This is a genomic window from Sulfitobacter noctilucicola (genome assembly GCF_000622385.1).
Lineage (GTDB): Bacteria > Pseudomonadota > Alphaproteobacteria > Rhodobacterales > Rhodobacteraceae > Sulfitobacter > Sulfitobacter noctilucicola.
On record NZ_JASD01000008.1, the window covers coordinates 1239320 to 1251805 of the forward strand.

The 12486-nt window shown below is 57.4% G+C and carries 12 protein-coding genes; 9 read left to right on the forward strand and 3 right to left on the reverse strand.

Features of this window, described 5'->3' with window-relative positions:
* Positions 1–108: 108 nt before the first annotated feature.
* From Z946_RS0109815 to Z946_RS0109830, 4 genes are read left to right on the forward strand one after another with little or no spacing between them, the layout of a single operon-like run.
* On the forward strand, positions 109–897 hold the full coding sequence (locus Z946_RS0109815; RefSeq protein ID WP_025055565.1) for an exodeoxyribonuclease III: 789 nt from the start codon (positions 109–111) through the stop codon (positions 895–897).
* A 55-nt stretch (positions 898–952) separates the two neighbouring features.
* Positions 953–1873, forward strand: coding sequence for a thioredoxin (trxA, locus tag Z946_RS0109820; protein ID WP_025055566.1), 921 nt, complete (start codon positions 953–955; stop codon positions 1871–1873).
* Positions 1874–1900: 27 nt separating this feature from the next.
* On the forward strand, positions 1901–2545 hold the full coding sequence (locus Z946_RS0109825) for an LON peptidase substrate-binding domain-containing protein (RefSeq protein WP_025055567.1): 645 nt from the start codon (positions 1901–1903) through the stop codon (positions 2543–2545).
* Positions 2542–2727, forward strand: coding sequence for a Trm112 family protein (locus tag Z946_RS0109830; protein WP_025055568.1), 186 nt, complete (start codon positions 2542–2544; stop codon positions 2725–2727). The genes Z946_RS0109825 and Z946_RS0109830 overlap by 4 nt, the downstream gene beginning before the upstream one ends.
* Here Z946_RS0109830 and Z946_RS0109835 read toward each other — a convergent pair.
* Positions 2724–3950 carry an FAD-dependent oxidoreductase gene (locus Z946_RS0109835; protein ID WP_174416553.1) on the reverse strand — a complete coding sequence of 409 codons (1227 nt, stop codon included), beginning with the start codon at positions 3948–3950 and terminating at the stop codon, positions 2724–2726. The two genes, Z946_RS0109830 and Z946_RS0109835, sit on opposite strands and share 4 nt — an antisense overlap.
* Before the next feature lie 102 nt (positions 3951–4052).
* On the opposite strand from Z946_RS0109835, the gene Z946_RS0109840 reads away from it, so the two are divergent.
* The 4 genes from Z946_RS0109840 (at position 4053) to Z946_RS0109855 (ending at position 10442) form a co-directional block, all read left to right on the forward strand.
* Positions 4053–5381 carry an amidase gene (locus Z946_RS0109840; RefSeq protein WP_025055570.1) on the forward strand — a complete coding sequence of 443 codons (1329 nt, stop codon included), beginning with the start codon at positions 4053–4055 and terminating at the stop codon, positions 5379–5381.
* A gap of 117 nt (positions 5382–5498) precedes the next feature.
* Positions 5499–6701, forward strand: coding sequence for an aminotransferase class I/II-fold pyridoxal phosphate-dependent enzyme (locus Z946_RS0109845; protein ID WP_037969156.1), 1203 nt, complete (start codon positions 5499–5501; stop codon positions 6699–6701).
* The gene (locus Z946_RS0109850; protein WP_025055572.1) at positions 6701–9655 is read left to right on the forward strand and encodes a DNA translocase FtsK; all 2955 of its coding nucleotides are present in this window, start codon (positions 6701–6703) and stop codon (positions 9653–9655) included. The genes Z946_RS0109845 and Z946_RS0109850 overlap by 1 nt, the downstream gene beginning before the upstream one ends.
* Before the next feature lie 184 nt (positions 9656–9839).
* A complete protein-coding gene (locus tag Z946_RS0109855; protein ID WP_025055573.1) occupies positions 9840–10442 on the forward strand; it encodes a LolA family protein in 603 nt (200 codons plus the stop codon).
* A gap of 3 nt (positions 10443–10445) precedes the next feature.
* Here Z946_RS0109855 and Z946_RS0109860 read toward each other — a convergent pair whose 3' ends face one another.
* Positions 10446–11030: a transglycosylase SLT domain-containing protein gene (locus tag Z946_RS0109860; protein ID WP_025055574.1), complete on the reverse strand. Its 585-nt coding sequence runs from the start codon at positions 11028–11030 to the stop codon at positions 10446–10448.
* 73 nt (positions 11031–11103) lie between these two features.
* Positions 11104–11985: an AEC family transporter gene (locus Z946_RS0109865; protein WP_025055575.1), complete on the reverse strand. Its 882-nt coding sequence runs from the start codon at positions 11983–11985 to the stop codon at positions 11104–11106.
* Positions 11986–12070: 85 nt separating this feature from the next.
* On the opposite strand from Z946_RS0109865, the gene hspQ reads away from it, so the two are divergent.
* Entirely contained in the window at positions 12071–12397 is a 327-nt protein-coding gene (gene hspQ / locus Z946_RS0109870) for a heat shock protein HspQ (RefSeq protein ID WP_025055576.1), read from the forward strand.
* Positions 12398–12486: the final 89 nt, after the last annotated feature.

Below are 12486 nucleotides of genomic sequence, written 5' to 3' on the forward strand. Positions count from 1 at the left end.
CTGCCTCGGGTGATGGCCGGCCCCGCCTTTCTCTATCAATTGCCCATGGCGGCGCTCGTGCGCAGCGGGTAGGTTGCGCGCAAATCTGACCAAAGCGGAGCCTTCCATATGCCCTTTACGCTCGCCACCTGGAACATCAACTCTGTCCGACTGCGCGAACCGCTGGTGCTGCGCCTTCTGGCGGAACACGGTCCCGATGTTCTGTGCCTTCAGGAATGCAAAAGCCCGGTAGAAAAGATCCCCCTCGAAGGGTTTGCTGCCGCTGGTTACACGCACATGGTGGCACGCGGTCAGAAAGGCTATAACGGCGTGGCGATCCTGTCGAAACTGCCGCTGGAGGATTGTGGCGATAAGGATTTTGCAAGCCTTGGACATGCCCGCCACGTAGCCGCGCGGCTTGAGAATGGCACAACCATCCACAATTTTTATGTACCCGCGGGAGGGGACAAACCCGACCGTGCAATAAACGAGAAATTTGGTCAGAAGATGGATTACCTCGCAGAGATGCGGGATTGGTTCCACGCGGAAAAGCCTGAAAAGTCGATCCTTGTCGGGGACCTCAACATCGCACCGCGCGAGGATGATGTCTGGGATCACAAAAAGCTGCTCAAGGTTGTCAGCCACACGCCGGTGGAGGTCGAAGCATTCGGGGCCACACAAGACGCAGGCCGTTGGGTGGACATTACGCGGCAGGACATTCCGGATGGGAACCTGTATAGTTGGTGGTCCTATCGTTCCCCCGATTGGGACGCTGCTGACAAAGGCCGCAGATTAGATCACATCTGGGCAACACCTGACATTTCGAATGCGGCACACTCCAGTCATATCGGGCGTGCCGTGCGCGGATGGGAGCAACCCAGCGATCATGCACCGGTATTTGCCACCTTTGACCTTTGAATTCGCAGGCTCAGCCCTCATATAGGGGCAAACGCGACAAGCGAGGAATGATGATATGGAACTGAATCTGATGGGCGCTGCGGGCGCCGACACTGCTGATCTGATCAAGGACAGCGACGAAGCAAGCTTTATGACCGACGTGGTCGAAGCCTCGCAGGATATCCCGGTAATCGTGGATTTCTGGGCCCCCTGGTGTGGTCCGTGCAAGACACTTGGCCCCCAGCTTGAAGACGCAGTCAAAGCAGCCAAGGGTGCTGTGAAGATGGTCAAGGTCAACGTGGACGAGGCGCAGATGATCGCCGGGCAGTTGCAAATCCAGTCCATCCCGACGGTTTATGCCTTTCACAAAGGTCAGCCGATTGACGGGTTTCAGGGTGCCGTACCCCAGTCCGAAATCAAAGAATTCGTTGACCGTGTAGTGAAAGCTGCGGGTGGCGAAGCGCCGGGTGACGGGCTGGCCGAAGCGATTGAGGCCGCAGAAGAAATGCTGGCGGAAGGGGCTGCATCTGATGCCGCCCAAACATTTGCGGCAATCCTTGGCGAAGACCCGAACCACGCCGGTGCCTACGGCGGCATGGTACGTGCGCATATTGCGATGGGCGAACTGGATCAGGCCGAAGCCTTGTTGAACGGTGCACCGATTGAAATTTCCACCGCGCCCGAGCTTGAAGCAGCGCATGCGCAATTGCAGCTTGCCCGTCAGGCCGCAGATGCCGGTCCAGTGGCAGAGCTGACCCAAGCGGTAGAAGACGCGCCAGACGATTTACAGGCGCGTTTCGACCTCGCGCAGGCGCTTTATGCAAACGACGACGCCGAAGGCGCAGTTGACCATCTGCTAGAGCTTTTCAAGCGCGACAAGGAATGGAATGAAGGTGCCGCCAAGACCCAGCTCTTTACCATTTTCGACGCTTTGAAACCAAACGATCCCGTTGTTTTGAATGGAAGACGCAAATTGAGCTCGATGATATTTGCCTGATCATTCAGCAGCGCTAGATCGTTCGCTATGATAAAGCCAACAGAACTACCCGACACAATTGCGATTTTTCCGTTGGCAGGAGCACTCTTGCTTCCGCGCTCACGACTACCATTGCATATTTTTGAACCGCGGTACCTGCAGATGATCGAAGATGCGCTCAAGACAGACGCGCGGCTGATCGGTATGGTACAGCCAAATGCAATTCCGGGCCGCGAAGGTTCGGGCTTGCACACCATCGGATGCGCAGGGCGCATCACCCAGTTTTCAGAGACCGAAGACGGCCGGTACATGATCACCCTCGGGGGTGTATCGCGTTTTCGGGTGGTCAAAGAGGTCGAAGGTTTCAGCCCGTATCGCAAATGCGATGTAAGCTGGGACGGTTTCGAACGTGACTTGGGCGATGAGGAGGGGGATGATGGTTTTCACCGGAAGCCATTCCTTGATCTGCTTGGGCGGTACTTTGAAACGCGTGGCCTTTCTGCTGACTGGAGCACGTTGAAAGAGGCCGATGATGAGTTGCTCATCAACTCCCTTTCGATGATGCTGGACCTTGATCCTGAGGACAAACAGGCGCTCCTTGAGGCACCCTCGCTAGAAACGCGGCGTGAGACGTTGGTAACGCTGATCGAGTATGCCATGCGGGGCGGGCAGGATGAGGGAATGATGCAATGAACGACACAGTTGTCCAATTTGACCGCCGAATGCTGGAGGCGTTGGTATGTCCGCGCACCCAGACAAGGCTCAGCTATGATGCGGACAAGCAGGAACTTGTGTCAAAGGCGGCATCACTGGCCTATCCGATCCGTAACGGGATCCCCGTTATGCTGATCGATGAGGCGCGTAAGCTTGACTAAAGGGGCTTGCCCCGCATGAGGCGGGGCAGGTCGCCAGTTAGTCCGGCTGCTTCACGAATGAATCCTCGGCGCAAGCCGGGTAGGGCGTTCACGGCTGCCATTCCAATATCACGCGCCATGCGAACCAATGGATTATCATTCGAAAACAGCCGGTTGAAGCTATCTGTCGCCAATGCCAACGCGGCGTTGTCGAATCTGCGCCATTCCTGATACCGCGCCAGCGCTGCATCTGATCCAATGTCTTCGCCCCGACGGGCGGCGTCTGCGATAACCTCGGCCAGTGCCGCGATATCGCGCAGACCTGCATTCAGACCCTGACCTGCAATCGGATGCACGCCATGCGCCGCATCACCAACAAGCGCCACGCGTGGGGCAACCATCATATGGGCAAGCGACAGGCCCAGCGGATAGGTGTAACGCGCACCGGCGAGCGAAACCTCACCCAGAAAACTACCGAAACGGGGGCGCAAAACGCCCAGATAATCCTCGTCCGAAAGGGCATTGATCGCAGCTGCATTCGCGGCATTTTCGCTCCAGACAATGGATGACCTGTTTTCTGTCAACGGAAGGATAGCCAGAGGGCCTGGCGGCATGAAGAACTGGTGCGCCACACCATTATGCGGCTTTTCATGCGAAATTGCACAGACCAGCGCTGTCTGGTCATAGTCCCATTCTATGCGCTTGATACCTGCACGTTGACCCATCCCCGTACCGCGCCCGTCCGCACCAACGGCCAATCGCGCGCGCAGGGTCTCTTCGTTTGCAAGGGCCAGAGTGATCCCCGCAGCATCGACATGCTGACGTACAACGCTTTCGCCATTCATCTGGGTGACAAGATCCGATGCGGCTACAGCATCCATCAGGACACGCCGCAGGTGCCGGTCCTCAACCATAAAGCCCATCGGGCCTTCTTCGATCTCGGCGTGATCAAAATGCATGAACATCGGCGACGGCCCGTCACCGGCGCGCCCATCCGTTACTTTGATCTCAAGCATCGGTTGTGCGTTCGGCTCAATATCCTGCCAGATACCGATGCCATCCAACAACCGTGTTGATGCGAGTGCCAGCGCGTAGGAGCGGCCATCAAAATCGGGACTCTGACGCGGGGCGATGCCTTGTGCATCTATCAACGTCACACGCTGGCCCGCCTGCGCCAAAGCAAGCGCCAGAGCTGTGCCATTCAAACCGCCACCGACGATTGCAATATCTGTATCAAAACTCATGCCCCTCCATATGGGCGCAAGGCAGGGATTGTCCATGTGCGCAAGCGTCGCTACCGTCATGCGCAACCCTGTCGGGCGATCAATTTCTTGGGGAGAACAAACATGCAAAGTTGGCTGACAATGACCGCAGCGGATCTGGGGCGCGGCATCGGCCGGGGCGAGATTGATCCCCTGACCCTGTGTCAAACCTACCTTGATGCCATCGACGCCCACCCCTTGCGCGACCGTATTTATGCCCGCGTGACGCATGCCCGTGCCCTTGCCGAAGCGAAAGCCGCATCAGAGCGTGCAAAGTCAGGTCATCGTCTGTCCTTGCTTGATGGGGTGCCAGTCTCTTGGAAAGACCTGTTTGATAGCGCAGGCACGATCACCGAAGCAGGATCAAAGCTGCTTGCCGGGCGTGTGCCTGACCGCGACGCGGTTGTGTTGTCCAACGCAACGGCGGCAGGGCTGGTTTGTCTTGGAAAAACCCACATGAGCGAGCTCGCGTTTTCCGGTTTGGGTCATAACCCAAGCACCGCCACATCGCCCTGCGTGAATGATGAAAGCGCTGTTTCTGGCGGCTCCTCTTCCGGTGCCGCGGCCTCCGTTGCGTTTGGTCTGGCGGCAGCGGGTATCGGTACGGACACTGGCGGCTCTGTGCGTATTCCGTCCGCCTGGAATGATCTGGTCGGCCTTAAAACCACTTCCGGTCGGCTAACTCTTGAGGGGGTTGTGCCGCTGGCGATGAAGTTCGACACAATTGGACCGCTTTGCCGCTCCGTCGAGGATGCAGCGCTTTTGCTGGGTATACTGGAAGGAAACCCGGCCCCCGATTTGAGAAATGCCGAAGTGGAGGGACTGCGCTTTGCAGTGCTGAAGAACGTGGCGCTTGAAGATATCCGCGATGAGCCGCTGAACGCGTTCAACGCTGCGATCGCCAAGCTGCGCGAGGCGGGTGCCATCATAGACGAAATCGACGTCGACGAGGTAAGCGAAGCAATGCCCTTGGCGACCTGCCTTTTTACGACAGAGGCTTACGGCTTGTGGCGTGACGTGATCGAAGCGAACCCAGATGCAATGTACGAAGAAATCCTGATGCGGTTTCGTCTGGGTCAAAACCATTCAGGTGCCGACTATGTGGCGTCGTGGGCGAAACTGGATGCTCTGCGTGCTCGCTATGATGCGGCGGTCGCGGGGTATGACGCCGTCCTTGTCCCTTCGGCACCCATTCTACCGCCAAATCTGGATCGCTTGGAGCAGGATCACGAATTCTATCTCACCGAGAACCTGCTGGCGCTTAGAAACACCCGCATCGGCAATCTAATGGGGCTTTGTGCGCTGACCCTGCCCACGGACACGCCTTCTTGTGGTCTGATGATGATGTGCCCACCAGATATGGAAGAGTTGCTTTTGCGACTGGGGGCAGCAGTCGAAGACGCGCTACGCTAGCTCTGGCGGAAATGCCACAAACCTCTGAACGCGTTCCGGTTTTTCTGGACGCGCCTGCCTGCCTTGGGTACTTTGAGACAAACGGGGCGTTAATGATCCCGATCCGAGGCAGTTTTGATGTTGTACCCCGAGCGGTTTTCGAACCTTCCGGCTCATGCTTGGCCGCGTCTGCGCGCACTTCTTGATGTGCACGAGGGCGGCGGGCCGCTGATCCAGATGACCATAGGCGAGCCGAAACATGCGTTTCCGGCTTGGGTTACGGACGTGATCGCCCAAAATGCGGCCGGATTTAACAGCTATCCGCCGAATGACGGCTCCCCCGAGTTGAAGACTGCCATCGCGGGCTGGATCAAGCGGCGGTATGGTGCCGACCTGAACGCTGATACCGAAGTGATGGCGCTCAATGGCACACGCGAAGGGCTGTACAATGCCGTGATCGCCGTATGTCCCGAGACCAAGAACAGGCAAAAGCCTGCCATTCTGATGCCGAACCCGTTTTATCAGGTGTACATGATCGGCGCAATTTCCGGCGGTGCTGATCCGGTCATGGTAAACGCCACCAGCGAAACAGGGCATCTACCAGACTTTCATGGCGTTCCCGAAGAAACGCTGAAGCGGACCACAGCTGCCTATATCTGCTCTCCGGCCAACCCGCAGGGTGCCGTGGCAGACAAGGACTACTGGACCCGCCTGTTCGCCTTGGCAGAAAAGTACGATTTCAAGATCTTCGCCGATGAATGCTATTCCGAGATTTACCGTGACACGCCGCCTGTCGGGGCGATGCAAATGGCCGAGGAACTGGGGACTGATCGCAACCGCGTGGTGATCTTTCACTCGCTTAGCAAACGGTCGAACCTGCCTGGCTTGCGCTCTGGCTTTGTCGCTTCCGGCCCCGATACGATCCGCGAGATCAAGCAATTGCGCAACTACGCAGGCGCACCTTTGCCGCTGCCTTTGCAGCAGGCCGCCGCGGCCGTGTGGAATGATGAGGCGCACGTCGAAGAGAGCCGCGAGATGTACCGAGAGAAGTATGAGATCGCGGACCGCATTCTGGGAAATGTAGAGGGCTACGTCAGCCCCGATGCAGGGTTCTTTTTGTGGCTACCCGTTGAAAATGACGAAGAAGCCGCAGTCAAACTGTGGCGCGAGACAGGCGTAAAGGTTCTGCCGGGGGGATACCTCGCACAGGACACAGACCGGGGAAATCCCGGCACCAAGTATATTCGGGTGGCACTGGTCGCCCCAAAGGATGAAGCGGAACGCGGTTTGGAATTGATCCGCGACTGCCTTTATCCGGAATTGAACGAGGAAGCAGAGTAATGGCATATCAGACGCGCGGGCGCGATCCCTTGTTGGACAGCAACATGGCGGAAGCTATCGAAAAACGCGGCAAGGAATTGCTGGGTCTTGTGCTGATCCTGCTCGGCGTGATGGCCGCGATGATGATTGGCAGCTACACCCCAGAAGACCCCAACTGGATGATGTCGACAGATGCCCCGGTGCAGAACTGGATGGGGCGCATGGGCGCATCCATCGCGGCTCCTTTGTTCATGATCGTGGGGTGGGGCGCGTGGGGCGTTGCAATTGTGCTTTTGGTCTGGGGTGCGCGATTTGCTTTGCACTACGGGCAGGAACGCGCTGTTGGACGTTTGATTTTCGCGCCCATCGCAGTGGCGCTTGGGGCAATCTACGGGGCGACCCTTGCCCCCGGACCGGACTGGATCCAGACACATAGTTTCGGTCTTGGCGGGCTGTTCGGCGATACCGTTATGGGCGCTGTTCTGACACTGCTGCCTATTGGTTCGACGTTCACGGTTAAACTGATGTCGCTGCTGATGGGCATTGCCATCCTTGTGTTTGGCGCGTTTGTTCTGGGCTTCACCAAAGTTGAGTTGCAGCGCCTTGCGAAGTTCCTGATTGTCGGCGTGATCATGGCCTATGCCATGCTGATGAACCTATTGGGCAAAGGTGCCACCGGTGCTGTGCAGGCCGCGCAGGGCATTCAGGCCCGTCACGCTGACCGCCGCGAACGGTCGCGGATCGAGGCGGAAGAGCAAGCCGCATTCGAGGCGATGAACCCCGCTATGCAACCGCAGTCGCCTTTGCAGATGCCAGCGCATATGCCAGATGAACCTGCAATGACGGCTGAATCTGCCGAGGCCAAAACAGGCCTTCTGGCGCGGATGCCTGCGCTGATCAAACGGCCTGAGCCCATGCCCGAACCGGAACTTGTTGAACAGTATAGCGACGCTGAAGTGGATGAAGCGCCGCGGGACGACCGGATCAAATCCAAGATCGCCGACGTGATCAAGAACCGAGTGCGCTCGACGACTGCCGTGCACACACAGACGACCGCGCCGTTGACCAGAGGGCGGGGGCGTGGCCCGGACGCGCTGTTGCTGGATACCAGCCAACCGCAATCTGCCGCGCGCGCTGAGCCACCTTTGACGGCACAACCGGAAGCCGCACCTCTGCGGGCAGAGCCGCCTTTGACCGCGACGCAACCGGCATCTGTCCAAGCGCCTTCGCCTGTCGTGGCAGCTCCATCCGCGCCTATCCCGGTTGCCCCGATGCCTGTAGACGAGCCTGTGATCGAAGACACCTTGCCACTGCAGCAAGCGCCGGAACCGGTTGTCCCGCCAATCCCTGTCGCCGCCCCGCGCCAGATTGTGCAGCAGCCCGCCCGCAAGGTGGTGCAGCCGTCAAAGCAAGCCAAAGCCGAAGCACAACCGGCGCTGACTTTTGAGGACACGCATCCGGGCTTTGAGCTGCCGCCTCTGAACCTTCTGGAAAACCCCGAAGAAATCCAGCGCCTTCACCTGTCGGATGAAGCGCTTGAGGAAAATGCGCGGATGCTGGAAAGCGTGCTTGATGATTACGGCGTGAAAGGCGAGATCGTCGCCGTCCGTCCCGGCCCCGTTGTCACGATGTACGAACTTGAGCCTGCACCGGGTCTTAAGGCCAGCCGCGTGATTGGCCTTGCCGACGATATCGCGCGTTCAATGGCGGCGCTCTCTGCGCGTGTGTCCACCGTGCCCGGCCGCTCCGTTATTGGTATCGAACTGCCGAACGAGAACCGCGAAAAAGTTGTCCTACGCGAAATCCTGTCAGCCCGCGATTTCGGCGACAGCAACATGCGCCTGCCGCTTGCTTTGGGCAAGGACATTGGCGGTGATCCGGTTGTCGCGAACCTTGCCAAGATGCCCCACCTCCTGATTGCGGGTACCACGGGCTCCGGTAAATCTGTGGCGATCAACACGATGATCCTGTCGCTGCTCTACAAGCTGACGCCGGAAGAATGTCGCCTGATCATGATTGACCCCAAGATGCTGGAACTGTCGGTTTATGACGGCATTCCGCATTTGCTGTCCCCCGTTGTGACCGACCCGAAAAAGGCGGTCGTCGCGCTCAAGTGGACCGTGGGCGAGATGGAAGAACGCTATCGCAAGATGTCAAAGATGGGCGTGCGCAACATCGAAGGCTACAACGGCCGTGTGCGCGATGCGCTGGCCAAAGGTGAGATGTTCAGCCGCACGGTTCAAACCGGTTTTGACGATGACACCGGCGAGCCTATTTTCGAGACAGAAGAGAACACACCAGAGGCGCTGCCCTATATCGTCGTGATCGTTGACGAAATGGCGGACCTGATGATGGTTGCGGGCAAAGAGATCGAAGCTTGCATCCAGCGTCTGGCACAGATGGCGCGTGCATCAGGTATCCACCTCATTATGGCGACACAGCGTCCCTCCGTGGACGTTATCACCGGCACGATCAAAGCGAACTTCCCCACGCGTATCTCGTTTCAGGTAACGTCGAAAATCGACAGCCGCACGATCTTGGGCGAGATGGGGGCCGAACAGCTGCTGGGCATGGGTGATATGCTGTACATGGCGGGCGGTGCCAAGATTACCCGCTGCCACGGACCTTTTGTCAGCGACGAAGAGGTTGAGGAGATTGTGAACCACCTCAAGCAATTCGGCGAGCCGGATTATGTCGGTGGCGTTGTTGACGGCCCTGCCGAAGACAGCGAGGCCAGCATTGATGCAGTTCTGGGTCTGGGCGGAAACACCGATGGCGAAGACGCGCTCTACGATCAGGCAGTTGCCATCGTGATCAAAGACCGCAAGTGTTCAACAAGCTATATCCAGCGCAAACTTGCTATCGGATATAACAAAGCCGCACGGTTGGTAGAGCAGATGGAGGATCAAGGCCTCGTGTCTCCTGCGAACCACGTTGGCAAACGCGAAATACTTGTGCCGGAACAACAGGGCTAAGGCTTACCTCCAATACCCTTGTTTTGATGCACCATCCCACCGCCGGGCACTCTCTCCCGGCGGTGTTTTTTCGCCTAACGCATGGCACCCCCAGAGAAATCCGGCATTTGATATCGCATATCATAGGCATCAGCCCTATGTCTGAAGCAACGAAATGTTCTTCGAAATACACAAGGCGATTGATATGCGTATCCTCACTTCACTTGGTCTGGCAGTTGGCCTCGCGGTAATGACACCTCTGGCAGCGGCGGCGCAAAAGCTCCCTCTGGGGCATATCTCCGCTTATCTCAACAAGCTTCAAACGGCCAAGGGCGAGTTCACTCAGATCAATGATGACGGTTCGATCAGTACCGGCACAATCTATATCAAGCGTCCCGGGAAGGTGCGGTTTGAATACAACCCACCTGAAAGCGCGCTGGTTGTCGCAGGAAGCAACACGGTTGTGATCTTTGACAAGAAGTCCAACCAACCATCCGAAAGCTATCCGCTGTCGCGTACGCCGCTGTCTATTATTCTGGCGCGCAACGTGAACCTTGGCGCGGCCAACATGGTTACCGGCCACAGCTTCGACGGCACCGCAACCGTAGTAACCGCACAGGATCCGCAGAACCCGCAGTATGGAAACATCCAGCTCAAGTTCACCGGAAATCCGGTGGAGCTGCGCCAGTGGATCATCAATGACGGCAACGGCAGCCAGACAACCGTCGTGCTGGGTGATCTGCAGAAGGGTGGCAACCTGCCTAACAGTCTGTTCGACGTGGGCAGTGGTGCAAACGTTAACCGCTAGAGGTCAACGCAACCTGCAACCGGCGATCTGCCCACGGTACATTTGCGAGCGGGCCTCGACCTTGCCTGCCACACCGACCAACCATGACTTCCGGTTGTAGGTCTGTCTTGCAAACCCGCTGTGCCCTTCGTGATAGGCAAGATACTGGTTGCGGGCATCCGACAGCGACACATTGTTGCGCTCGCGCGTTTGCGTCATGTACCAGCCCATAAAGTCCGTCGCATCATTGATCCGGTCACGCTTGGCGGAACGGCGATTCTGATCCTTCAGGTACTCTTCCCAGGTGCCATCAAGTGCTTGGCTATATCCGAACGCACTGGATTGCCGCCCCATCGGGATCACACCCGCGACATAGCGGAACGGCGTGCGCGCATCCGAGATGAATTTGCTCTCTTGATGGATCGTGGCCATCATGACGTGCATCGGCACGCCCCATTTGCGTTCCACTTTGCGGAATGCCTTAAGGTATTGCGGGCGCTCTCTGAGAATGGCGCAGGCATTGTCCAGCTCTCGCGGGGCGGACGATTGTCCGCCACCACAGGACGCTACCAGCATCACAAATATCAGGGCGCGAAGGGTTCTGCTCATCTGCCTCTCGCTTTTCGTTTATTTTATTTTGGGGCAGTTTAACCGAATTCGCGGCGGCTTCACATCACAATTTTCACAAAAGCACGGCCAAAAGCAGCGGCAATGCGCCGATCGACATCACGGTCGAGACAACAACCAGCCCTGCCACCGCATCCGCGTCGGCCCCGTATTTTGCAGCCAGCATATAAGAGGTTACAGCGACAGGTGTCGCCACCTGCAGAACAAGAATGCCAAAAGCGGCGTGGTCCAGCATGAACCAATCTGCAGTGACCCATGCGCAGCCGATACAGATCACAAGCTTGAGCGCTGACAGCACGATGGCGCGACCAACACCGCCCGGAGAAAGGCGTGCGACAGCCACACCCAGCGTGATCAACATCAAGGGGATCGCCATCTGTCCAATCAGGCTGAGAGTGTTGTCGGCAAACCTTGGCAGTGACCAGTCCTGCCATAGGAACAAACCGCCCAGTACAGTGGCCCAGACCAGCGGTTCTTTCAGTACTTTTCCAAATGACCCCGCTCCGGCCACCAGCCAGATGCCGAATGTGAACGACAGGATCGCCATCACGGCAAAGACCACGACCGCATATTCCAATCCGACCTCACCGAATGCAAACAGCGCCAGGGGAAGCCCCAGATTGCCTGTGTTGCCGAATATCAGCGGGGCAGCAAATGTTCCCTGGTGCAGTCGAAACAGGCGGACCACGATCACCGTGACAATGGACACGGCGATATAGGCCACCAGACTGGCCAGCGTAACAGCGGTAATCGCTGAGGGTTCCAGCGTCGAATTCACAAGCGCGGTGAAGATAAGGCAGGGCACCGCCAGTGTCATAGAAAGGCGGGTTACAAACTCAAGCCGGTATTCAAAGCCAAGCTTGACCCAGCCAAATCCTATTGCCGCCAGCAGAAAGACAGGGGCCACAATTTCCAGTACCGTCAGCACAAGGTTCAACAGACTGTTTCCTATCGATATCGTTACATTATTGGACAAAAGCCCCTTGAACCCGTTACTAACGAAAGGTAGGGGCTGCAATGTTATGCTACGCACACGCGCGAAATATCATCTGGGCCAGGTCGTAAGGCACAAGAAACATCCTTTTCGTGGGGTGATTTTTGATGTGGACCCTGAATTCGCCAATACCGACGAATGGTATGAGGCGATCCCGGAAGACAGCAGACCGATGAAAGACCAACCTTACTACCATTTGCTCGCCGAGAATGACCAAAGCTACTACGTGGCTTATGTGTCAGAGCAGAATTTGGTGGCGGACTATTCTGGTGAGCCGGTGGACCATCCTGATATCGCGGATTTGTTTGGCCCGTTTACGGATGGCTCCTATCCGCTGCACTTCCAACTAAACTAGATTGGCAAATGCCAAGATGGGCGGCAAAGGCTGCTGATCGCTTGCGCGCTGATGTCTTCTGGATTTTTAGGGGAAGATCCTCGACACCG